We start from the raw sequence: 22612 nt of genomic DNA, 5'->3' as shown, positions 1-22612 counted from the left end.
CTTCGGAGGTCGAGGCCCGCTTGCCCATCCGGTCGGAGATGGACCTGGTGTGGGTGCGCCAGCATGTGCGGCAGGCCGCCGCCCTGCTCGGCTTCGGGCTGGTGGACCAGACGAAGCTGGTCACCGCCGCCAGCGAGCTGGCCCGCAACACCCTGGTGCACGGCGGGGGCGGGGAGATGACCGCCTCCCGGGTGTCCGCCGGGTTCGGCGGCGGGCTGCGGCTGACGTTCACCGACTCCGGGCCGGGCATCCCCGACCTCGACCGGGCGCTCAGCGACGGCTACACCTCCGGCGACGGGCTGGGGATGGGGCTGGGCGGCGCCCGGCGCCTGGTGCACGAGTTCGAGGTCGAGAGCACAGTGGGATCGGGAACCACGGTGCGGGTGACCTCGTGGGTGAACCGGCCGCCCCGCGCGCGGGAGGAGAACTGATGCCACGGCTCTGGGATGTGCCGGTGCGGGACTCCACCCGGGTGCGGGACGTCCGGGTCGCGGCCGAGGAAGCGGCGGCCCTGGCCGGTCTCGACGAGCGGAGCACCGCCGCGGTGTCGCTGGTCGCGACGGAGCTCGCCACCAATCTCCTCAAGCACGCGCGGGACGGTGAGGTGCTCATCGACGTCGTGCAGCCGTCCGTGCTCCGCGAGGGCGACCGGGCGTCGGCCGTGCAGATCGCCGCGGTCGACCACGGGCCGGGCATCGCCGATGTGGCCGAGGCGCTGCGGGACGGGTTCAGCACGACCCGCTCACTGGGAGCGGGCCTCGGCACCTGCCGACGGCTCTCGGACGAGTTCGCTCTGCACAGCGCGCTCGGCCGGGGCACGGTCGCGGTGGCCCGTGTCGGTGGCGGCGCCCCGCCGTCGCACGGCGCCGGCGGCCCGCACGCCGACGGCGGGCCGCCGACGCCCGTGATCCGGGCCGGCGGGATCAACGTCCCCTACGCCAGGGCCGACCACTCGGGGGACGCCTGGGTCTGGGTCAGGTCCGGGGACCGGCACACCCTGATGCTGGCCGACGGGCTGGGCCACGGCCCCGAGGCGGCACGCGCCTCCACCGCCGCGGTGGAGGCGGTGCGCCGCAGGCCCCATCTCGCCCCCGCCGAGGCACTGCGCCGGCTGCACGAGGAGCTGGGCGCCACCCGGGGTGCGGCCGTCGTGGTGGCCCAGCTCGACGCCCGCACCGGGCGGCTGCGGTTCGCGGGGATCGGCAACATCGGGGCCCGGCTGCGCGAGGACGACCGGTGGCGTGCCCTGCTCTCCCGGCCCGGCATCGTCGGCCACCACCGGCCCGGCACCGTGCGCGAGGACGATCTCGCGTGGTCCGCCGAGAGTGTGCTCATCCTGCACACCGACGGTCTGCCCAGCTCCTGGACCCCGCCGTCGGACCCCGGTCTCACGGCGGCCGACCCGGCCGTGACGGCCGCGGTGACGATCCGCGACGCGGGCAGCGCCGCCCGCCCCGTGCGGGACGACACCGCGGTGGCCGTCCTGACCTCCGTACCACCGGGCCGGCCATGACGCGCGTATGGCAGATCAGCAGCGTGACCGACGCGGCACGCGCGCGGGTCTCGCTGGCGCGGCTGGCCGCCCGCCACGGGGTGCCCGCCGTAGAGCGGGCCCGGCTGGCGGCGGCGTTCGGCACCCGGCTGCGGCAGTGCCTGGTCAAGGGCGGCACCTGGCGGCTCACCGCGGGCACGCCCGGCCCGGACGACGAGGAGCGCGTGCTGCACGTCGTGCTGTTCCCCCCGCCGGACGCGAGTGCCGCCGGGGAGACTCCCTGGGAGGTGACGGTCCCCTGCCCGGAGGCGGGCCGACCGGATGCCGGAGGCACGGTGCCGGACGATCCGGCCGATCTGGCGCAGGCGCTGCTGAGCGCCGACGAGGACACGGCTCAGGTGCTGGACCGGCTCGCCGAGCAGGAGGCGCTGGTCGCCTTCCACCGGGAGGAGCTGCACCAGACCAACCAGGGCGTCCTGGCCCTGCACGCCGAGCTGGACGCGGCGGGGCGTGCCCAGCGGGAGGCGTTCGCCGCCGAGCACCGGGCGCGCAACGAGGCGGAGAACGCCCGCCGCAGGCTGACCTTCCTGGCGGACGCCAGCGCGGTGCTCAATGCCTCGCTGAACCACGGCGAGATCGTGCGCCGGCTGCCCGAACTGCTGGTGCCGCGGTACGCGGCCCGGGTCGACGTCTGGCTGTTCGAGGAGGACGACGACCCGCACCACCCCCCGACCCGTCCGGCCGCCGCGGTGCGCGCGGCCCGCACCGGTCGGCCGCAGTACGCCGCCGACCACCCCGGTGGGCTGCGCGGCGTGGACGACCGGCCGCCCTCCCTGCTCGATCCCGGCAGACCGCTGCTGTGCGTGCCGCTGCTGACGCGCCAGGCGCCCCTGGGCGTACTCACCCTGTCGCCGCCCGGTGAGCGCTGGGATCCGGACGACGCGGTGATGCTGCTCGAGCTCGCCCGCAGGGCCGGCATCGCCCTCGGCAACGCCCGCCGCTTCGAGCACAACCGGGACATCGCCGAAACACTGCAGCGCGCCCTGCTCACCGAACTGCCCACGGCCCCGGGGCTGAGCCTGGCCGCCCGGTATCTGCCGGCCACGCACGGCATGAACATCGGCGGCGACTGGTACGACGCCTTCCACCGGTCGGACGGGAGCCTGATCACGGTCATCGGCGACGTGACCGGGCACGGGCTGCACGCGGCGGTCATGATGGGCCAGTTGCGCACCGCGCTGCGCGCCTACGCCGTCGACGTCGGCAGTCCGGGCCGGCTGCTGACCCGGCTGCACAGGTTCCTGCACCAGCTCCAGCCGCATCTGTACGCCACGGCCGTCATCGCCCGTTTCCACCCGGACGGTTCCACCATGACGTGGGCCGCCGCGGGGCATCCGCCGCCGGTACTGCGGCTGCCCGACGGGCGGGTGCGCACCCTGGAGGCCAAGCCGGGCGCGATGCTCGGGATCCCGCTGGAGCAGAAGATCACCGACCACACCGAACAGGTGGCGCCGGGTTCGACGCTGGCGCTCTACACGGACGGGCTGGTCGAGCGGCGCGCCCAGGGCATCGATCCGGGCATCGAGCGGCTCACGGCGGCGCTCGGCTCGTTCCTCCCCGCGGAGCTGGACACGGACCTGGAGGGCTCGGCGGACCGTCTGCTGCAGCCGATGCTCAGCGATTCCGAGCGCGACGACGACGTCTGCCTGCTCCTCTGCCACCTGCACGGCTGAGTCCCCGCCGCCCGCACGTGCCACGGGCTTCCCGGTGCGTTCCGCCGCCGGTGCGGGCATCGTGGTGCTGAAGGTCCTCGCGTGCCGGCCGCTCCGGGGCCGGTGTGACGCGTGGCGCGCTGCGGTCGAGGAGGTGCGGGACGGCGTTCCCGGGGAACACGGAGGGCGTCGTCGTTCGAGGCGGACCGCGCGAGGCCACAGAAAGGGATGAACACCGTGACACGACCCAGGATCCTGGTGGTGGGCGGAGGCTTCGCCGGCGTGGCGTGCGTTCGCAGGCTGGAGCGGAAGCTCTCCCCGTGGGCGGCGGACATCGCCCTCGTGACACCGACCTCCTATCAGCTCTACATGCCGCTGCTCCCCCAGGTCGCCTCCGGTGTGCTCACACCGCAGTCGGTCGCCCTCTCCCTGCGCCGCAGCACGAAGTACCGGACCCGGATCATCCCGGGCGGGGCCATCGGAGTGGACCTGAGGTCCAAGGTCTGTGTCATACGCATGATCACGGGCCGGACCGTCGCCGAACCCTACGACTACATCGTGCTGGCCCCCGGCAGTGTCACCCGCACCTTCGACATCCCCGGGCTCACCGATCACGCCTACGGCATGAAGACACTGGCCGAGGCCGCCTACATCCGCGACCACGTGATCTCCCAGCTCGACCTCGCCGACGCCAGCGAGGACCCGGCCGAACGGGCCGCGCGGCTGCAGTTCGTGGTGGTCGGCGGCGGCTACGCGGGCACCGAGACCGCCGCCTGTCTGCAGCTGCTGACCCACGCCGCCGTCGAGCGCTACCCGCGTCTGGACCCGGGCCTGATCAAGTGGCACCTGATCGACATCGCGCCGAAGCTCATGCCCGAGCTGGGCGAGAAGCTCGGGCGCAGCGCGCAGGAGATCCTCACCCGGCGCGGCATCGAGATCTCGCTCGGTGTCTCCATCGCGAAGGCGGGCCCCGAGGAGGTCACCTTCACCGACGGCCGGGTGATCCCCACCCACACCCTCATCTGGACGGCCGGCGTCGTCGCCAGCCCGCTGATCGCCACGCTCGACGCGGAGACGGTCCGAGGACGGCTCGCGGTCAACGCGGACATGTGCCTGCCCGGCCACGACGGGGTGTTCGCCCTCGGTGACTCCGCCGCGGTGCCCGACCTCGCCCGGGGCGAGGGCGCGGTGTGCCCGCCGACCGCGCAGCACGCCCTGCGGCAGGGCAGGCAGGTCGCCGACAACATCATCGCGGCGCTGACCGGCCGGCCGTTGCGGCCGTACCACCACAAGGACCTCGGGCTGGTCGTGGACCTGGGCGGCACCGACGCCGTGTCCAAGCCGCTCGGTGTGGAACTGCGCGGCCTGCCCGCCCAGGTGGCGGCCCGCGGGTACCACTGGGCGGCGCTGCGCACCAACGTCGCCAAGACGCGGGTCATGACGAACTGGCTGCTCAACTCGATCGCCGGGAACGATTTCGTGCGTACCGGCTTCCAGTCCCGCCAGCGCGCCAAGCTGGGGGACTTCGAGTACACGCACGCCTATCTGACGCCCGAGCAGGTGCGGGCGCACGTGGAGGAGGCGGGCCGGCGGGTGCGGTGATCCCGCTCCCGCGGCCGTCCCGCCCGTTCGGCGCCCCGCCGTCCCGGTGGCCCCGCCGTCCCGGTGCTCCTGCAGGTGGGGGTCTTCGGCGGGTGCCGCCCGGGCTCATGCCATGCTGGCATTTTGATCAACGCGAGCGACGGGAGCGTGTGCGGCGGCGTGAAGGCGGCGGGACACTCGGTGCGGACACGGCTGCGGGAGCGCCTGGCGGCGTCGGATCCCGGGCTGCTGCGGCTGACGGCCGGACTGCGGACGGTGGGCGCCATCGCGCTGACGCTGGCCGTGCTCGCCCTCGTGGGGGCGGGCGTCACCCAGCTGGTGGCGGGTGCGATGACCGCGACGGTCGCCACCTTCGCCATCCGGGAGAAGCAGCGCGGCGCCCAGGCCGTCACCCTCGCCCTCGGCCTGCCGGTGGCGCTCGTGGCGGTGTCGCTCGGCGCGGTACTGGGCGAGCGGCTCGTCGGTGACGTCTTCTTCACCGTCCTCATCTTCTGCGCGGTGTACGCCCGCCGGTTCGGCGACCGCGGGACCGCCCTGGGGCTGATCGGTTTCCAGGTCTACTTCGTGTCCCTGTTCACCGGTGCCTCCCCCGGGGAGCTGCCGGGGATGTGGGCCGCCCTGGCCGCCGCGTTCGTGTGCAGTGCCGTCATGCGGTTCGCCGTCGTCCCCGTGACCCCGGCCGGGCTCCTCGCACGGCTCAGGGATGCCTTCCGGGCCCGGCTGGCGCAGCTCGTGACGGCGCAGCTGGCGCTGCTCGACGCCGCGCCGGACGAGGTCGACAAGGCGCTGGAGGACGTCCGCGCGGGTACTGCCCGGCTGCACGAGACGGCCCTGATGATCCAGACGCGGTTGGAGCAGGGGGCCCCCGACGAGTCGTCGGCGCGGCTGGTGCAGCGCCGGATCGCGGACGCCGAGATCGCCGCCGAGCGGCTGGGCCTGCTGCTGCTGTCCGCCCGCAGCGCCGAACGCGCGGACACGCTGACCCTGCACCTTCCGGGCGCTCCCGCTCCCGAGGCGGGCCGGGCGGCACCGGACGAGGCCGCCTCCGCACTGCGCCGCGATCTGCTCGCGCTGCGTACGCTGGTCCTGCTCGCCGGGCCCGAGGCGCCGGGGACGGCGGTCACCGCCGTGCGCAACCGCCTGCTCGCCTACCGGGACGAGGAGAACCTGCCGTCGTGTTCCCCGGCCCTCCAGGACGTGTTCCGGGCCGTCGGCGAGTCGGCCCGCTCGGTGATGGGCCTGCGGATCGCCCTGGGCGGCCCGCAGGACGAGTCGGACGACACTCCCGCCGCGGCCCGCTCCCGGGAGGAGCTGGACGCCGAGGACGCCTCCATCGACGCCGGGAAGGACCGGACGGCCGAGGAGGAGACGGGGCTGCGACGGCCCACCACCCGAGCCGCCGTACAGGTCACCGTGGGTTCGTCACTGGCCATCGTCGGCGGTGAGCTGCTGTCCGCCGAGCGCTGGTACTGGGCGGTCCTGACGTGCTGGATCGTCTTCATCAACACCTCGTCGACGGGCGAGATCCTGGTCAAGGGCTACCGGCGGCTGCTGGGCACCGTCCTCGGCGTGGTCGCCGGCATCGCGCTGGCCACGGTGGTGGGCGGGCACACCTGGCCGACGTTCGGCCTGATCCTGGTGCTGATCTTCGCGATGTCCTACACGGCGCCGCTCTCGTACACGCTGATGTCGTTCTTCGTGACGGCGATGGTGGGGCTGCTGTACACGCTGTTGCACACCTACAGCTGGGAGGTGCTGGTGCTGCGCGTGGAGGAGACCGCGCTGGGTGCGGCCTGCGGGGTGGTCGCCGCGGCCCTGGTCCTGCCGGTGCGCACGGACCGGCGCACGAACGAGCTGCTGGGCACCGTGCTGGAGCGGCTCACCGAGGTCACCGAGGCCGCCGTCGACCAGCTCAGCGGCGGACCCGCCGTCGATCTGCTGGACCGGGCGCGGGAGCTGGACCAGGCGCTGGGCGATCTGCGCTCCGCCACCCAGCCGCTCACCCATCCGGTCACTCCGCTGCGGGGCCGGCGGGACACCGCGCGGTACGTCGTGGCGCTCCTGGAGACCTGTGCGTACCATGCCCGCTCGCTGGCGGCGACGGCCGAACTGCTGCAGGCCCACCCCTCGATCGCGGCGGATCCACGGCTGCGCGGGGCGACGGGGCGCACGGTGCGCAACATCGCGGTGATCGCGGCCCGGGTCGCGGGCGAGGACGGTGCGGGCCGGATCGAGACGGGGCCGAGCTTCGCCTCGTTGCTGGGCGGTTCCGGTGGGGACGGCGCCCTGCGCTACGGCCGGATCACCGGCCGGGTGCTGCGGCATCTGGAGCGGTTGGACGAAGCGGTAGTGGGTCTCGCGCGCCCGCTGGGCGTACCGCTGGCGACGCGCGAGCGGTGACGGGCCTTTCGCGGCGGGCGGGCGGGCCCGCGGCCTCGTGCGCTCCGGCGGGCAGGTCCGCTCAGAAGTCGGTGGGCAGGCCGCTGGCCTCGGCGATGCCGCGCAGTTCGTCGTTCTGCCGGTGCCGTTCCCTGATGTAGTCGGCGATCTCGTCGAGCCGGGACGGGTCGGCGGCCGTGGCCGCGTCGGTGACCACGCGCACCGGTCCGCTCTCGTCGACGTCCAGCTCCACCACCTCGTTGTCCATGCGGCCGGTGACGGCTGTGGCGATGACGAGGGCGGCCTCGTCGCGGACCTCCTGGGGCAGTTCGTCGTCCCCTCCGTCCAGGGCGACGTCGAGACCGGACAGGCGGTGTTCCTCGATCGCCCGGAGCACCGGCTCCACCACACGGAGCAGCAGGCGGTAGTCCTCGGTGTCCATCCGGATGCGCAGCAGGTCGAGGTAGACGTCCACGGGTCGGCCGTCCGGCGGGATCTCGGATTCACTCATCTGCACCGTGTTCCCTTCTTGCGGTCGCTCGTACGACTGGCGACTGAGGACTGGCGATGGCACGGCCGGCGGCGGTACGGCGCTCAGGCGTGGCCCCGGTGGGTGGCCGTCCGCCTGCCCATCGCGTCGGCGCGCACGCGGGCGCAGCTGCGGCTGATGAGCCGGGAGACGTGCATCTGGGAGATCCCCAGCTGGTCTGCTATGCGGCTCTGGGTCATGTCCTCGAAGAAGCGCATGTACAGGATGGTGCGCTCGCGCTCGGGCAGGCGGCGCAGTCCTTCCTTGGCGGACTCGCGGTCGACCACGACGTCGTAGGCCGCGTCCGAGGCGCCCAGGGTGTCGGCCAGGCTGTAGCCGTCGTCGTCGGGCGACATCTCCGCGTCCAGTGACAGGGTGCTGAAGCTCTCCAGCGCCTCCAGCCCGGCCCCGACCTCTTCCTCGGTCAGCCCCGTGTGCTCGGCCAGGGCGGCGGGCGAGGGCTCGGGGCTGCCGGGCGTCTGGGCGAGGTCCCGCCGGGCGATCCGTACCTTGTTGCGCAGTTCCTGCACCCGGCGGGGCACCCGCAGGGCCCACATCCGGTCCCGGAAGTGCCGCTTGACCTCGCCGGTGATGGTGGGGACGGCGTAGCTCTCGAAGGCTCCGCGGGCCGGGTCGAAGCGGTCCACCGCCTTGACCAGTCCGAGGGCGGCCACCTGGCGCAGGTCCTCGACGGATTCGCCGCGGTCGCGGAAGCGGCCGGCGATGCGGTGGGCCATGGGCAGCCACGCGGTGACGAGTTCGTCGCGGACGGCCTCCCGCTCGGGGCCATCCTCCAGGGAGGCCAGCCGGGTGAACAGGGCCGCGGTGTCCGGAGCGTCCTCGTGGCGCCTGCGCGCGTCGCGGGCCGCGGGGGCGGCCTCCGGCGCGGTGGCGGCAGGATCCTGGCTGGTGGTGGTCGTGGCGGCGGGGTCGGGGCGGTCGGTGGGCGTGTCTATGAGCATGCGATTTCGCTCCCGAACAGTGGATTTCAGGGTGGTCTACCGCGGGACGGCCGCTGCGGGGACGTCCGGAGGGAATTCCTCAGCAGCCGTGTCGCTCCCGCTGGCGCGCCTCCGGTCCGAAGCACGACCCTCCGACTGCCCTCCCGCCGGGGGCGCAAACTCCGCTTCCCGGAACAATCCGCCGGGCGGACTCGGCGGGCCTTCAGGGCAGGGGGACCACGGCGGTGATGCACTTGCCGCCCGTGGGCAGGTCGGCCACCCGCACGTCGCGGCACAGCCGGCAGACGATGGGCCAGCCCCGGCCGCCCGGCGTGGAGCGTCCCTGCCGGTCGGTCGTCGGCCGCGCGACGGGCAGTTCCGCGCTGCGGTCGCTCACCGAGACGCGCACTCCGGGACCGGTGACGTCGACCTGGAAGTCGGTGATGCCGCCGCCGTGCAGGATCGCGTTGGTGGTGAGTTCGGAGGTGACGAGCAGCGCGTCCGCGAGGGCCTCGGCGTCGCACGGGGTGTGCGTGGCGCGGCAGCGCTCGCACACCGCCTGCCACACGGCACGGCGCGCCTCGGCCGGCCGCGGCCGGTACGGTCGCCGCGTGTCGGCGCGGTGAGTGCCGGGCGGGACGGTGTCGGTTCCGGTCGTGCGCTCCTCGCACATCGTTCGGCTCCCTGTTCGATGAGGAATGTCGTCTCTTTCGGCTCACCTGCCCCGGCACCGACAAACCTTCCGACCTTTTTCCGGACGCCTGCCATTCCTGCGGCGCAACGGGGTAGGCGGAGGTCATGACCGGTGTGGTGGACTCGGACGAACTGGTACGGCGGATCCAGCGGGCGCGGGCTCGCGCGGCCCACGAGGAACGGCTGTGGCGGACGAGGAGCGCCGAACTCGAACGGGCCGATCCCGCGGAGAAGGGCACCGCCGACATGCACAGGCTGGCGTACGAGGCCGTACTGCGGGTGCTGGACGAGATCCTGACTCCGGGCAAGTCCGATGTGCGGGGCTGACCGGTCGGCTCCGGGGCTGTTCCCGGGTCGGCGGAAGTGAAACAGGTCACGTGCCCTGATTCCGGCGGCACATATTCGCACAGATGGTTTATCGTTCACTCATAAGTGGTGACGGAGTCGACGCCCGTCCTCCCTCCACCACCTTTTACCGCCCTGGCTGGCTTCCCCCGTCCAGCCAGGGCTTTTATCTGCCGACATGCCCCGGACGGCGGCAGCGGCTCCAATGGACGTAGGCACCGGTACCGAATGCCCGGCAAGGAGCCCTGCTTCATGACCAACGCGATCAAACTCCTGACGGCCCTCCCCCCACCGCAGCGTCAACGTCTGATGGCGCTCGCGCGGGAGGTGTCCTTCGCGGAGGACACCCGGATCTTCGAGGCCGGGGGCGTCGCCGACCGTTTCTGGGTCGTCCGTTCCGGTGCGGTCTCCCTGGACCAGCGGGTGAACGACCTGCGCAAGGTGACGGTCGCCACCCTCGGCTCGGGCGACCTGCTGGGCTGGTCCTGGCTCTTCCCGCCCCACCGGTGGGACTTCGGCGCCGAGGCGTTCAGTCCGGTCCGCGCCTACGAGTTCGACGCGGCGGCCGTGCTCCGGCTGTGCGAGGAGGACCCGGCGCTCGGGCTGACGCTGGTGCGCTGCGTCGCCGAGATCCTCGCGCACCGGCTGGAGGCGACGCGGACCCGGTTGATGGAGCCGCACACCACGCGCGGGCACCACGTGCTGTGACCCGGTACGGCCCCGGGGCCTCGTACGGCCCCGGCACCTCGTACGGCCCGGCCGCGCCTCACACGCGGTAGCGGCGCAGCGCCGGCACCGCGGCGGCCAGGGCGAGCATCACCACGACGACCAGGAGCCCGCCGCCCGCCACCGCCGTACGGGGGCCGAAGGCGGACCCGGCCGTGCCGTGCAGGACGTCGGCGAGCCGGGGGCCGCCCGCGACGACGACGGTGAAGACGCCCTGCATCCGGCCGCGCATCTCGTCGGTCGCTGCGGAGAGCAGGATCGCCCCGCGGAAGACCATCGAGACCATGTCCGCGATCCCGGCGAGGGCGAGGAAGGCCACGGCGATCCAGAGGCTGTCGCTGAGCCCGAACCCCGTGACGGCGACGCCCCACACCACCACGGAGCCGATGACCATCCAGCCGTGCCGGCGGGCCCGGGAGAACGTGCCGGAGAGCAGTCCGCCCGCCACCGCGCCGATCGGGATGGCGGCGAACAGCAGCCCCAGCGCGAACCCCTCGCCGTAGGGCGCGTAGGTCTCGGCGGCGAGCTGCGGGAACAGGGCCCGGGGCATGCCGAGGACCATGGCGACGATGTCCGCCACGAACGACAGCAGCAGCACCGCATGCCCGGAGATGTAGCGGAATCCGTCCAGGATCTCCCGGAGGCCCGCGCGCCGCGCCACCGTCGCGTCGAGCGGCGGCAGGGCGGGCAGCCGGTGGACCGCCCACACCGTGACGCACAGCGCCAGCGCGTCGATCAGATAGAGCTCCGCCAGCCCGACGACCGGGATGAGCGCACCCGCGAGCAGCGGTCCGGCGATCTGGCCGGTCTGCATGACGGTGGAGCCCAGGGCGTTGGCGGCGGGCAGCTCCTCCTCGGGGACCAGGCGGGCGATGGAGGCGCTGCGGGCCGGGGCGTTCAGTCCCCAGAACGCCTGCTGCACCGCGAGCAGGACCATGAGCACGGCGACGGATTCCAGCCCGGTGACGGCCTGCGCCCAGAACAGGACCGAGGTGGCGGCGATCCCCGTGTTGGTGATCAGCAGGAGTTTGCGGCGGTCCATGGCGTCGGCGATCGCGCCGCCCCACAGGGCGAACACGATCAGCGGCAGCAGACCCGCCAGGCTCGCGGCGCCGACCCAGGCGGAGGAGCCGGTGATGTCGTAGATCTGCTTGGGCACGGCCACGGCGGTGAGCTGGCTGCCGACCGCCGTGACGGCGGTGGACGCCCACAGCCGGCGGTAGGCCGGGCGGCGCAGGGGGCGGGTGTCCATGGCCCACCGGCGCAGGCCACGCGGCCGGGGCCGTCCGGAAGGGCCTGTCGTACGCGACGGGCCTGACGTACGCGACGGGCCTGACGGACCCGGCACGGCCCTCTTGGGCGCGGGCTCCTCGGCCTGGGGTTCGGTGCTGCTCTCGCTGGTGTCCACGACCGTCCCGGTTGGTGACTACATCTTTTTGCCGGGTTTCACTATGGCAGGACCGGTGACGGCGCCCGTCCCCCGTGTCAGCTGCCGGCGATGAGCGTGCCGCCGAGGACGATCATGGTGGTCGCGACCAGGCCGTCCAGGATCCGCCAGGCGGTGGGCCGGGCCAGGAAACGGCTCAGCAGCCTGGCCCCGAAGCCGAGGGCGGCGAACCAGCAGAGGCTGGCCAGCACGGCGCCGAGGCCGAACGTCCAGCGCAGCGGCCCGTGGTCGGCGGCGACCGACCCCAGCAGGAACACCGTGTCCAGGTAGACGTGCGGGTTGAGCCAGGTCATCGCCAGGCAGGTGAGCACGGCACGACGGCGCGAACGCACCGCCTCGCCCTCCGCCCGCAGCCCGGCCTCGCCCGGCCGGACCACCCGGCGCGCGGCCAGCAGGCCGTAGCCGAGCAGGAACAGGCCGCCGATCCAGCCGACCGCCGTCAGCGCGCCGGGCCATGCCACGACCAGCGCGCCGACCCCGCCGACGCCCAGGGCGATGAGGGCCGCGTCGGACACCGCGCAGATGCCGACGACGGCGAGGACCGCCTCCCGGCGGACGCCCTGGCGCAGGACGAAGGCGTTCTGGGCGCCGATGGCGACGATCAGGGAGAGGCCGGTGCCGAATCCGGCGGCGGCCGTGGTCAGGGCGCTGTTCATGCCGAGGACGCTAGAGGCACCGCCTGGCGTAGTACAGCTAATGTTTCTTACGTACCCTTAGCCGATGTGATGGACGACCTTCCGCTCGACCAGGTGCGGACCCTGCTCGCCGTGGTGGACGAGGGCACGTTCGACGCGGCCGCGGCGGCCCTGCACGTGACGCCCTCCGCGGTCAGCCAGCGGGTGAAGGCGCTGGAGCAGCGCACCGGACGGGTACTGCTGCTGCGCACGAGGCCGGTGCGGCCCACCGAGTCGGGAGAGGTGCTGGTGCGGCTCGCCCGCCAGGTGGCCCGGCTGGAGCGGGACGCGTACGCGGAGCTGGGGCTGGGCTCCGGCGGGGAGCCGACCCGGGTGTCGGTGGCGGTGAACGCGGACTCCCTGGCGACCTGGTTCCTCGGGGCCCTCACCCGGGTGCCGGACGAGCCGCGCCTCTTCTTCGAGTTGCGCCGCGAGGACGAGTCCCACACCGCGGCCCTGCTGCGCGAGGGAACGGTGATGGCCGCGGTGACCTCGTCTCCGGAGGCGGTACCGGGCTGTTCCGTGCGGCTCCTGGGGCGGATGCGCTATCTCCCCGCGGCCCGACCGGAGTTCGCCGCGCGGTACCTCACGGTGCCGCTGGAGGAGACGCTGCCGCGGGCCCCCGTGGTGACCTTCGACCGGCGGGACGACTTCCAGGACGCCTTCGTGCGCCGGCTCACCCGCGGCCGCACCGGGGCGAGCCCGAGCCGGCACCTCGTTCCGACCTCGGAGGGGTTCGCCGAGGCGGTCGCCGCGGGCCTGGGCTGGGGCATGGTGCCCGAGACGCAGGCCGAGCCCCTGTTGCGGGCCGGCCGGCTCGTCGTCTTCGCCCCGGACCACGTGACCGAAGCGCCCCTGTACTGGCAGCAGTGGAAGCTGGACTCCCCCGCCCTGGCGGCGGTGGCCGAGTCGGTGGCGGCAACCGCCGCGACGGCGCTGCGGAGTTGAGGGGGCGTCACACCCGTCCGGCGCCGACGCGGCTGTTTCATCGCGCTCCGACAGGTGACCCGTAACGGGACAGGGCACCCGAAGGGTGCGTATCCATTCCGATCACAGGTGGTTTCCCATGGACGACTGGCGGACCCGCGCGGCCTGCCGGAACGAGGATCCCGATCTCTTCTTCCCGATCGGCACCTCCGGCCCGGCCCTTCTCCAGACGGAACGGGCGAAGGCGGTGTGCCGACGCTGTCCCGTCCGGGAGCAGTGTCTCGACTGGGCCATGGACTCGGGCCAGTCCCTCGGGGTGTGGGGCGGCATGAGCGAGACGGAGCGGCATGCGCTGAAACGCCGCCTGAAGGCGCGGCGCGCCTGAGGCGGGCGGGCCCTTGTTCCGGCCCGACCGCCCCTCGTCCTGTTCGCCGTGCCCGGTCCGGAGGACGGCGTTAGTCTCGCGGGAGACCACGGGAAGGGGCCGACCATGAGCGTGCGCGTGCGCCGTGTCTACGAACCGCCTGAGCCGGACGACGGTGTCCGTGTCCTGGTCGACCGGTTGTGGCCGCGCGGCCTGGCGAAGGACATGGCACGCGTGGACGAATGGCCCAAGGGGCTGACCCCGTCGACCGAACTGCGCCGCTGGTACCACACGGGCGAGCGGCCGTACGAGGAGTTCCGCGGACGCTACGAGGCAGAGCTCGCCACCCCCGAGGCAGCCGAACTCTTGGACCGTGTACGGGATTTGGCGACCAAGGGGCAGGTGACCCTGCTGACCGCGGCCAGGGAGCCGGCGACCAGCCACGCCGAGGTGCTGGCCCGCCTCCTCGACGACTGACGCGCCCTGCCCCCCGTCCTCCGGCCTCCCTGCCGCGCCGGCTACGCCGTCTGCCGCGCCGCCGCCCGTCCCGCCGCGCGCCCCGAGAAGAGGCAGCCGCCGAGGAAGGTGCCCTCCAGGGCGTTGTAGCCGTGGACTCCGCCGCCGCCGAAGCCCGCGACCTCGCCCGCCGCGTACAGCCCCTCGATCGGCTGCCCCGCGCCGTCCAGCGCGCGGGAGTCGAGGTCGGTCTGGATGCCGCCGAGGGTCTTGCGGGTCAGGATGTGCAGCTTGACGCCGATCAGCGGGCCGGCCGCGGGGTCGAGGATGCGGTGCGGGGCGGCCACCCGGCCGAGGCGGTCGCCGATGTAGCGGCGGGCGTTGCGGATGCCCTGCACCTGGGCGTCCTTGGCGTAGGGGTTGGCGATCTGCAGGTCGCGGGCCTCGATCTGGCGGCGGACGACGGCCGCGTCGAGCAGGGGCTTGTCGGTGAGGGCGTTCATCTTCTCGACGAGTCGCTCCAGGGTCGGGGCGGTCACGAAGTCCGCGCCCCGGCGCAGGAACGCGTCGACCGGGCCGGGGGCGCCCTTGCCGAGCACGCGTTCGCGCAGGAACCCGGCCCGGTCCCTGGCGGTGATGTCGGGGTTCTGTTCGGAGCCCGACAGCGCGAACTCCTTCTCGATGATCTTCTGGGTGAGGATGAACCAGGAGTGGTCGTGGTCGGCGATGTCCTCGGTGGTGCGCAGGTGTTCGAGCGTGCCCAGGGTGTCGTACCCGGGCAGGCAGGGCTCGGGCAGCCGGCGGCCGAGGGCGTCGAACCACATCGAGGACGGTCCGGGCAGGATGCGGATGCCGTGGCCGGGCCAGATCGGGTCCCAGTTCCGTATGCCCTCGGTGTAGTGCCACATGCGGTCCCGGTTGACCAGGCGCGCGCCCGCGCGGGCGCTGATGTCGAGCATCCGTCCGTCCACGTGGGCCGGGACTCCGGTGACCATCTTCCGGGGCGGGGTACCGAGCCGCTCGGGCCAGTGGCGGCGGACGATGTCGTGGTCGGCGCCTATGCCGCCGCTGGTGACGATCACGGCCTGGGCGGTGAGTTCGAAGTCGCCGATCGCCTCCCGGCTGGAGGCGACACCGCGCGGTGCGTCGTCCCGGGCCAGCAGGGCGCCCCGCACTCCGCGCGCGGTGCCGTCCTGGACCACCAGTTCGTCGACCCGGTGGCGGTGGTGGAAGGTGAGCAGCCCGTCGCGCGCGGCCTGCCGGGCGTGGCGTACGAAGGGTTCGACGACGCCGGTGCCGGTGCCCCAGGCGATGTGGAAGCGGGGCACGGTGTTGCCGTGGCCGTCCGCGCGGAGGTCGCCGCGCTCGGCCCAGCCGACGGTGGGCAGGAACGAGATGCCGTGCCCGTCCAGCCAGGACCGCTTCTCCCCGGCCGCCCACTCGACGTAGGCACGGGCCCAGCGCACCGCCCAGGAGTCCTCGTCCTGGTCGTCCTGGAGCCGGTCGAATCCCGCGCTGCCCTGCCAGTCGCTCCAGGCGAGCTCGAAGGAGTCCTTGATGCCCAGACGCCGCTGCTCCGGGGAACCGACGAGGAACAGCCCGCCGAAGGACCAGAAGGCCTGCCCGCCGAGGTTGGCGGCGTTCTCCTGGTCGACGAGGGCGACCCTGCGGCCCCGGCTGGTCAGTTCGTGGGCCGCGACCAGGCCCGCGAGGCCCGCTCCGACGACGATGACGTCGGCATCCATGGCGAGAAGTCCCTTCCTCATCCGCGTCGGTGCGCGGCCGGTTCGGTGCTGCCCTCGGTGAGCAGCGCGGTCAGCAGTTGTTTCAGCCAGGCGCGGGCGCCCGCGACGTCCCGGTCCAGCAGCAGTTGGACGGTGACCCCGTCGTAGGCGGCCACCACGGCGTGCGCGGCGTCCTCGGCGGTGCCGAGGACCGCGGGCGGTTCGGTGTGGCCGCGGGCCCGCGCCAGCCGGTCCGCGACGGCCCGGCGCAGCCGCGCGCGGTGTTCCAGCAGGCTGCGGGAGACCTCGGGGTCGCGGGCGGCGTGCACCAGGAAGTCGGTCTTCACCAGCAGCCAGTCCCGGTCGAGCAGCAGCACCTCGGTGACGCGGTCCACGGCGGCGGGCACGTCGAGGTCGGGGCCGCCTTGGGCGAGGGCCGAGGAGACCTGCTCCGCGATGAGCTCGGCGCGCTCCGCGTACAGGGCGAAGAAGAGCTCGTCCAGGTCGGCGAAGTTCGAGTAGAAGGCTCCCCTGGTGTAGCCGGCGGCCTCGCAGACCTCCTCGATCGAGACGTGCCCGAAGCCCTTGGCCGCGAACACGGAGAACGCCGCCCTCAGGAGGTTCGCGCGCGTGCGGGCCCGGCGTCCGGTCACCCGCCGCCCGGTCACCGCCGCTTCGGACACGCCGTCCACGGTCATGCCGCCCCCTCCTCCGTTCGATACGCGAACGTATCCGATACACCGGTGTATCCAGAAGGGTCCCGCCGGAATTCGGAGCGCCCGGGTGAACATCGCTGCCTCGCCGGAAGCCTGTCGCCCCCTGCCCCGCTCCCCCACACCGGACCCCACACCCGCGGGGAGGCCGGACGGACGCGGACACGGCCGGGTCCGTCCCGGCCGCCGGTGTCCTGATCTGCTTTGCTGGTGCCCTTCGGGCAGGAGGCCGGGGCACCGGGACGGCAGAACGCGGGGCGATCATGCGGGCGGATGTGCGGCACGTGGCGGACGGCACCCACCTGGTGCACGGCTCGAACACCAACTGGGTGATCCTCCGGGAGGGGGACGCCGTCACCCTGATCGACACCGGCTACCCCGGTGACCGCGAGCAGCTCCTCGCGTCCCTCGCGCAGGTGGGCAGCGCGCCGGAGGCGGTCACGGCCGTCCTGATCACCCATGCGCACACGGACCACCTGGGCTCCGCGGAGTACCTGCGGGCCGTCTACGGCACCCCCGTGTACGCCCATGAGGCCGAAGTCCCGCACGTCCGCCGGGACTTCCTGCACCAGGTGACCGTCGGGCAGATCCTGCGCAGCGCCTGGCGGCCGGGGGTGCTGCCCTGGGCCCTGCACGCGCTGCGCTCCGGCGGCACGGCACACGTGCCGGTCACCGCCCCCGAGCCGTTCCCGCGGCCCGAACCTCGGCCCGAACCACGGTCCGACGCGCCCGCTCCGCCCCGCCCGCTCGACCTGCCCGGCCGGCCGGTCCCCGTGCACACGCCCGGCCACACCGACGGGCACTGCGCCTTCCACCTCCCGGAGAGCGGGGCGGTGGTGTCCGGCGACGCCCTGGTGAGCGCTCACCCGACCTCCCGGGCGAGCGGACCGCAGCTGCTGCCCGACATGTTCCACCACGAGCGGGCCGCCGCCCTCGCCTCGCTGGACATCCTGGCCGGGCTGGAGAGCGACCTCCTGCTGCCCGGCCACGGTCCCGCCCACGCGGGGTCCCTGCGGAACGCGGCGCTGCTGGCCCGGGAGCGCGCGCACCGGCGCTGACGCGCACATGGATCGGCTCCCAGGTCACCGGGCCCCGGCATCTTCGATGTGCCCGCCCCACGGCGGGCGGCGAAGCCGCCCCGGGCCGCTCGCCCGTGACCTCGTCCCATGGACTCCGGCGCGGCGGCACAGGGCGGTCACCAGGCGTCCCCGAGGCGTCGAGCCCGCCACCGCAAGGCAGGCAGGGATCTGCCGGCTTCGGCCGGGAGATCACCTCACCTCGGGAACGTCCTGCCCCGGACCCGGGAGGCGCCGCTGCCCCCGGCCGGCTGAGTCAGGGTCAGGGTCAGGCCGGCGGCACCACCGCCACCGGGCAGTCGGCGTGGTGCAGGACGCCGTGGGCGACCGAGCCGATCCGGGCGCCGACGGCGGTGCGTCGCGCGCGACGGCCGACGACCATCAGCTGGGCGGTGCCGGCCACCGACAGCAGCACCTGCCCGGCGCTGCCCATCTCCACGTGCTCGACGACGGGCACGTGCGGGTGACGCTCGCGGAACGGCGCGAGGGCCGCGGCCAGCGCCTTCTGCTCGTACTGCTCCAGGCCCCCGGCCTCGTCGATCTGGCGCAGCACTTCGGGGCTGTAGACGAACATCGGCGGCAGGGTCCAGGCCCGTACGGCGCGCACGGTGGCGCCCCGCGCGGCGGCCGTCTCGAAGGCGAGGTCCAGCGCGGCGGCGCTGTCCTCCGGGTCGCCCTGCTGGCCGACGACGATCTCCCGTCCGGCGACCTCGCCGGACGCCCGGTCCCCGGCCCGCACGAAGACCACCGGCCGGGTGGCGTCGACGATCACCTGCTGGCCGACCGAGCCGACCAGGAAGCCGATGATCCGCCCGTGCCCGCGCGAGCCGAGCACCAGCATCTCCGCGTCCGCCGCGGCGCCGGCCAGGGTCTGTACGGCGTCCCCCTCCAGGACGTCGGTGGTCACCGCGAGGTCCGGGTGGCGTTCGGTGATCCCGCGGACCGACTCGGCCACCGCGTCACGCACCCACTGCCCCTGGGTGGCGGCGTCACCGGCGTCGATCCCCTCGTGTGTCTGGAAGCGCCAGGCGTGCACCACCCGCAGCGGCCGTCCTCGGCGGACCGCCTCCCTCGCCGCCCAGGCCAGTCCGGCGAGGCTCTCCTCGGTTCCGTCGACCCCTGCCGTGATCGGGCGCGTCATGCGGTTCCTCCTGTGTCGTGTTCACTACGCGCTGCCCAGTCTTCCCCAACCCGTCTCCCCTGCTCTCCTCGCGTCCCGCCCGAAGCAGCCCGTGCCCCGGGCTGACGCACGCGCCGGCGCCCCCAGGTCCGGCTCCGGGCGGGATCTTGGCGGAGGCGGACCCTCCGGGTGAGGATGCCCCCATGAAGGGTGATCTGTTTTCCAGCCTGCACATGGTGCGGCCCGCCTCGGCCCCGGGCATGACGGTCGAGAACGCCACGTGCATCCGGTACGTCGTCGACGGCGAGATGCACGCCCGGCAGGGTTCGATGATCGCCTACCGCGGCGGGCTCCAGTTCGAGCGCAAGGGCCAGGGCGTGGGCGGCATGCTCAAACGCGTGGTGACGGGCGAAGGGCTGCCGCTGATGGCGGTGCGGGGGCGGGGCGAGGCCTGGTTCGCGCAGGAGGCGCAGAACTGCTTCATCGTCCAGGTCGAGCCGGGCGACGAGTTCACCGTCAACGGCCGCAACGTCCTGTGCTTCGACTCCACGCTGTCGTACCGCATCTCGACCGTGAAGGGCGCCGGCATCACCGGCGGCGGCCTGTTCAACAGCGTCTTCACCGGGCACGGCCTGCTGGGCCTGGTCTGCGAGGGCTATCCGCTGGTCCTCCCGGTGTCGCCGCAGGACCCGGTCTACGTCGACACGGACGCGATCGTCGGCTGGACGGCGAACCTGGCGACCTCCCTGCACCGTTCGCAGTCGTTCGGTTCGATGCTGCGCGGCGGCTCGGGCGAGGCGGTGCAGCTGATGCTGCAGGGCGAGGGGTACGTCATCGTGCGGCCCAGCGAGACCACGCCGCAGAAGCCGCAGCAGCACTGAGGGACGTACCGCCGGAGGAGCCCTGTTGACGTCGGCGGCCGGCCGGGTCAGGGTTCGTCACGGCGCGGATCACGTCCCGCGCCGGAAGGGGTTGTCATGATCGGGATGCCGGAGATCGAGGCCGCGGCGGAGCGGATCGCCGGACACGTGGTGCGGACGCCGACGGTGCCGAGCCCCGGGCTGTCGGCACTGCTCGGCGCCCCGGTCACGGTGAAGCTGGAACTGCTGCAGCGCACCGGGTCGTTCAAGGCGCGCGGCGCGGTGGCGAAGCTGCTGTCGCTGGACGAGGCGGAGCGGGCCGCCGGGGTCGTGGCCGTGAGTGGCGGCAACCACGGGATCGCCGTCGCGGTCATGGCCTCCGCGCTCGACGTCAAGGCCACGGTGGTGATGCCCCGGTCGGCCCCCGCGCGGGCGGTCGAGGTCGCGGAGACGGCCGGTGCGTCGGTGCGGCTGGCCGACGACATGGACGGCGCCTTCGCGCTGATGACACGGCTTCAGCAGGAGGGGCTGACCCTGCTCCATCCCTTCGACGACCCGGTGGTGATCGCCGGGCAGGGCACCGTGGGGCTGGAGTTCGCCGACGACGCCGGTGACCTCACCGACGTCCTGGTGAGCATCGGTGGCGGCGGGCTGATCGCCGGTGTGGCGGCGGCCCTCAGGGCCCGGCGGCCCGGTGTCCGGATCTGGGGCGTGGAGACGGAGGGCGCCCAGGCCATGTCCGCGGCGCTCGCGGCGGGCGGTCCGGTGCCGGTCGCGCTGTCGTCGATCGTCTCCACGCTCAGTGCCCCGGCCGTGTCGCAGCTGACCTACGAGCATGTGTCGGCGCTGGTCACCGAGGTGCTGGTGGTGCCGGACCGGGAGGCCGTGCAGGGCTCTCTGGACCTCGCGGACCACGCCAAGCTGTGGACGGAGCCGGCCGCGGGCTGTCTGCTGCCGGCGGCGCGCCGGGTGCTGGAGCGGGTCGGTGAGGGGGCCCGGATCGGACTGGTGGTGTGCGGGGGCAACGCGGCCCCCGGCGACATGACCGCCTGGGCCTCCCGTTTCGGGCTGTGCTGAGCCCCCGTCGGGCCCCGGAGGTCCGCATCCGCTCGCTCCTTCTTTCGAATTGAACAAAAGGCGCCCGGTCGCGCGTACTTCTGGCAAAGGCGGAAGCAGCGGCTCGGACGAGGGATGGCCATGGGCAGGGCGCACGTCTTCACACACCAGTCGATCGCCGGGAGATACCGGCTGGTCGAGGTCGTCCACAGCGAGCCCCGGCACGTCTGCTGGTACGCCGACGACCTCGAGACGGGGCGTCCCTGTCTGGTCACGCAGATCGCGCTCCCGGAGGGTCCCCCCGAGCTTGCGCACCACGTCTCCTCCCGTGTCCTGCGCACGAGCGAGGACATGGCGCGGTGGTGTCCCGGGCGGATCGCCACCGTCGTCGACGCCGTCGACGAGGCCGGCTTCCTGTGGACCGTCACCACCTGGATCGACGGCACACCGCTGGGCGAACTCCTCGGCGAGGAAGGCCCGTTCAGCCATGTGCGGGCCGCGCGCATCGGGCTGGAGCTGCTCGACGTGCTGGATGCCGCGCACGCGGCGGGCGTGACACACGGCGAACTCAGCCCCGGCCAGGTGTTCGTGCGGGAGACCGGCCCGGTCGTGGTCGCCGGGTTCGGCCTGGGCGGCTCGACCCCGGTCCCCCGCCTCACGTCGCCCTCGTACGCCTCCCCCGAGCAGGCCCGCGACGAGCACGTCGGTCCCGCCGCGGACCTGTGGACGCTGGGCGCGATCATCTACACGATGGTCGAGGGGCGCCCCCCGTTCCGCGACCGGGGACGGCCCGAGTCCACGCTGAAGGCGGTGGACCGACTGCCGCTGCGCACGCCCGTGCGCGCGGGGCCCCTGACCCAGGTCGTCCAGGACCTGCTCCGCAAGGACATGCGGGAGCGGCCGACCCGGCAGGCGGTCCGCGAGGCGCTCACCGGTGCTCTCGGCGAGGACCCCGGCGCGGCTCTGGACGCGGTGCCGGGCCTCCGGCCGCGCGGCGCCCTTACCGCCCCCCTCAGGAGTGTGGGCCGGGGGTGGGGCGGACGGACGAGGGTCCTCGGCACGGCCCTGGCCGTCGTCGTCGTGGCGGCCGTCGTACTCGCCGCGGTCCGAGGGCTGTCCACAACCGGCTCCGACTCCGCCGCCGACGTGCCGGACGCGCCGTCTGCCTCGGCCCCCGCACCGGCTCCCCCGGCCCCGTCCGGGGCGGCCGAACCCGGCGGGCCGGGCGAGCCGGACGCCTCCCCGCCCTCCTCCGCGCCCGCCCCGGCCCCCTCGGGCACGGCGGGTCTTCCGGCCGGCTACCGCCTCCACCGTGCGCCGGAGGGGTTCTCCGTCGCGCTCCCCGAGGACTTCGAACGGCTGGACACCTCCCGCATGTCCGACCTCGCCTACCGCGTCACCTTCGGCGTGGCCGGGAGCACCCGCACCCTCGCGGTCACCTACAGCGAGCGGATCGGCCCGGACCCGGTGGCCGTGTGGCGGGACGACGTGGAGCCGCCCCTGGAGCGGACGGACGCCTACGAGCGGATCGGCGCGATCCGCGCGACCACGTACCAGGGGCGCGAGGCCGCCGACATGGAGTGGCTGTCGGCGGCCGACGGCTCCCGGGTGCGCACCTTCGGCCGCGGCTTCCTGCTGGGCGGCGGGCGCGGCTTCTCGCTGCGCTGGACGACTCCGGCCGCGGACTGGGAGAGGGCGGAGAACCAGGAGGCGCTGCGGACGTTCCTGCGCACGTTCCGGCCGGGCTCCTAGGGTCCCCTCCGCGGGGGAAGGTGC

22 protein-coding genes are annotated in these 22612 nt (G+C 73.8%); 14 read left to right on the top strand and 8 right to left on the bottom strand.

Annotation, left to right across the window (positions count from 1 at the left end; translation table 11 throughout):
* The first annotated feature begins 38 nt into the window (after positions 1 to 38).
* The 5 genes from ACWEQO_RS28230 (at position 39) to ACWEQO_RS28210 (ending at position 7206) form a co-directional block, all read left to right on the top strand.
* Positions 39 to 431 carry an anti-sigma regulatory factor gene (locus ACWEQO_RS28230; protein ID WP_361461081.1) on the top strand — a complete coding sequence of 131 codons (393 nt, stop codon included), beginning with the start codon at positions 39 to 41 and terminating at the stop codon, positions 429 to 431.
* On the top strand, positions 431 to 1513 hold the full coding sequence (locus ACWEQO_RS28225; protein ID WP_361461052.1) for an ATP-binding SpoIIE family protein phosphatase: 1083 nt from the start codon (positions 431 to 433) through the stop codon (positions 1511 to 1513). The genes ACWEQO_RS28230 and ACWEQO_RS28225 overlap by 1 nt, the downstream gene beginning before the upstream one ends.
* On the top strand, positions 1510 to 3225 hold the full coding sequence (locus ACWEQO_RS28220) for a PP2C family protein-serine/threonine phosphatase (RefSeq protein ID WP_361461049.1): 1716 nt from the start codon (positions 1510 to 1512) through the stop codon (positions 3223 to 3225). The genes ACWEQO_RS28225 and ACWEQO_RS28220 overlap by 4 nt, the downstream gene beginning before the upstream one ends.
* Positions 3226 to 3432: 207 nt before the next feature.
* On the top strand, positions 3433 to 4806 hold the full coding sequence (locus ACWEQO_RS28215) for an NAD(P)/FAD-dependent oxidoreductase (RefSeq protein ID WP_452985717.1): 1374 nt from the start codon (positions 3433 to 3435) through the stop codon (positions 4804 to 4806).
* 159 nt (positions 4807 to 4965) lie between these two features.
* Positions 4966 to 7206, top strand: a complete 2241-nt coding sequence (locus ACWEQO_RS28210) for an FUSC family protein (protein WP_452985721.1) — start codon at positions 4966 to 4968, stop codon at positions 7204 to 7206.
* A gap of 61 nt (positions 7207 to 7267) precedes the next feature.
* Here ACWEQO_RS28210 and ACWEQO_RS28205 read toward each other — a convergent pair whose 3' ends face one another.
* The 3 genes from ACWEQO_RS28205 to ACWEQO_RS28195 form a co-directional block, all read right to left on the bottom strand.
* Complete coding sequence (locus ACWEQO_RS28205; RefSeq protein ID WP_361461043.1) at positions 7268 to 7696, bottom strand: hypothetical protein; 429 nt, start codon at positions 7694 to 7696, stop codon at positions 7268 to 7270.
* 83 nt (positions 7697 to 7779) lie between these two features.
* Entirely contained in the window at positions 7780 to 8676 is an 897-nt protein-coding gene (locus tag ACWEQO_RS28200; RefSeq protein WP_452985716.1) for a SigB/SigF/SigG family RNA polymerase sigma factor, read from the bottom strand.
* Positions 8677 to 8878: 202 nt separating this feature from the next.
* Positions 8879 to 9328: an ATP-binding protein gene (locus ACWEQO_RS28195; protein WP_361461038.1), complete on the bottom strand. Its 450-nt coding sequence runs from the start codon at positions 9326 to 9328 to the stop codon at positions 8879 to 8881.
* A 125-nt stretch (positions 9329 to 9453) separates the two neighbouring features.
* Between ACWEQO_RS28195 and ACWEQO_RS28190 the strand changes: the two genes are divergently transcribed.
* Positions 9454 to 9675 carry a hypothetical protein gene (locus ACWEQO_RS28190; RefSeq protein WP_452985715.1) on the top strand — a complete coding sequence of 74 codons (222 nt, stop codon included), beginning with the start codon at positions 9454 to 9456 and terminating at the stop codon, positions 9673 to 9675.
* Between the two features lie 270 nt (positions 9676 to 9945).
* Complete coding sequence (locus ACWEQO_RS28185; RefSeq protein ID WP_452985714.1) at positions 9946 to 10401, top strand: cyclic nucleotide-binding domain-containing protein; 456 nt, start codon at positions 9946 to 9948, stop codon at positions 10399 to 10401.
* Between the two features lie 58 nt (positions 10402 to 10459).
* Here the strand turns inward: ACWEQO_RS28185 and ACWEQO_RS28180 are convergent, their stop codons facing one another.
* Entirely contained in the window at positions 10460 to 11827 is a 1368-nt protein-coding gene (locus ACWEQO_RS28180) for an MFS transporter (RefSeq protein WP_452985713.1), read from the bottom strand.
* Between the two features lie 77 nt (positions 11828 to 11904).
* Positions 11905 to 12522 (bottom strand): LysE/ArgO family amino acid transporter, encoded by a 618-nt coding sequence (locus ACWEQO_RS28175; protein ID WP_202280974.1) that lies wholly within the window; start codon positions 12520 to 12522, stop codon positions 11905 to 11907.
* Positions 12523 to 12591: 69 nt separating this feature from the next.
* On the opposite strand from ACWEQO_RS28175, the gene ACWEQO_RS28170 reads away from it, so the two are divergent.
* The 3 genes from ACWEQO_RS28170 (at position 12592) to ACWEQO_RS28160 (ending at position 14308) form a co-directional block, all read left to right on the top strand.
* Positions 12592 to 13488: a LysR family transcriptional regulator ArgP gene (locus tag ACWEQO_RS28170; RefSeq protein WP_361461026.1), complete on the top strand. Its 897-nt coding sequence runs from the start codon at positions 12592 to 12594 to the stop codon at positions 13486 to 13488.
* A gap of 118 nt (positions 13489 to 13606) precedes the next feature.
* On the top strand, positions 13607 to 13852 hold the full coding sequence (locus ACWEQO_RS28165) for a WhiB family transcriptional regulator (protein ID WP_361461023.1): 246 nt from the start codon (positions 13607 to 13609) through the stop codon (positions 13850 to 13852).
* A 105-nt stretch (positions 13853 to 13957) separates the two neighbouring features.
* Entirely contained in the window at positions 13958 to 14308 is a 351-nt protein-coding gene (locus ACWEQO_RS28160; RefSeq protein ID WP_361461020.1) for a DUF488 domain-containing protein, read from the top strand.
* A 41-nt stretch (positions 14309 to 14349) separates the two neighbouring features.
* On the opposite strand, the gene ACWEQO_RS28155 is transcribed toward ACWEQO_RS28160, so the two are convergent.
* Together ACWEQO_RS28155 and ACWEQO_RS28150 are read right to left on the bottom strand one after the other, a co-directional pair.
* The gene (locus ACWEQO_RS28155; RefSeq protein ID WP_452985712.1) at positions 14350 to 16032 is read right to left on the bottom strand and encodes an FAD-binding dehydrogenase; all 1683 of its coding nucleotides are present in this window, start codon (positions 16030 to 16032) and stop codon (positions 14350 to 14352) included.
* Between the two features lie 17 nt (positions 16033 to 16049).
* Positions 16050 to 16709, bottom strand: coding sequence for a TetR/AcrR family transcriptional regulator (locus ACWEQO_RS28150; RefSeq protein ID WP_452985711.1), 660 nt, complete (start codon positions 16707 to 16709; stop codon positions 16050 to 16052).
* Between the two features lie 278 nt (positions 16710 to 16987).
* Between ACWEQO_RS28150 and ACWEQO_RS28145 the strand changes: the two genes are divergently transcribed.
* Complete coding sequence (locus ACWEQO_RS28145) at positions 16988 to 17782, top strand: MBL fold metallo-hydrolase (RefSeq protein WP_452985710.1); 795 nt, start codon at positions 16988 to 16990, stop codon at positions 17780 to 17782.
* A 286-nt stretch (positions 17783 to 18068) separates the two neighbouring features.
* Here the strand turns inward: ACWEQO_RS28145 and ACWEQO_RS28140 are convergent, their stop codons facing one another.
* Positions 18069 to 18941 carry a universal stress protein gene (locus tag ACWEQO_RS28140; RefSeq protein ID WP_361461010.1) on the bottom strand — a complete coding sequence of 291 codons (873 nt, stop codon included), beginning with the start codon at positions 18939 to 18941 and terminating at the stop codon, positions 18069 to 18071.
* 182 nt (positions 18942 to 19123) lie between these two features.
* Here ACWEQO_RS28140 and ACWEQO_RS28135 point away from each other — a divergent pair, with 182 nt between their 5' ends.
* From ACWEQO_RS28135 to ACWEQO_RS28125, 3 genes are all read left to right on the top strand, one after another.
* Complete coding sequence (locus ACWEQO_RS28135; protein ID WP_452985709.1) at positions 19124 to 19801, top strand: AIM24 family protein; 678 nt, start codon at positions 19124 to 19126, stop codon at positions 19799 to 19801.
* 96 nt (positions 19802 to 19897) lie between these two features.
* Positions 19898 to 20857: a threonine/serine dehydratase gene (locus ACWEQO_RS28130; RefSeq protein ID WP_452985708.1), complete on the top strand. Its 960-nt coding sequence runs from the start codon at positions 19898 to 19900 to the stop codon at positions 20855 to 20857.
* Between the two features lie 120 nt (positions 20858 to 20977).
* Entirely contained in the window at positions 20978 to 22588 is a 1611-nt protein-coding gene (locus tag ACWEQO_RS28125; RefSeq protein WP_361461001.1) for a serine/threonine-protein kinase, read from the top strand.
* Positions 22589 to 22612 lie beyond the last annotated feature (24 nt).

It is taken from the genome of Streptomyces sp. NPDC004051, assembly GCF_053604275.1.
Note: the sequence above shows the minus strand (reverse complement) of the source record. Positions and strands in the feature narration are given on the sequence as shown.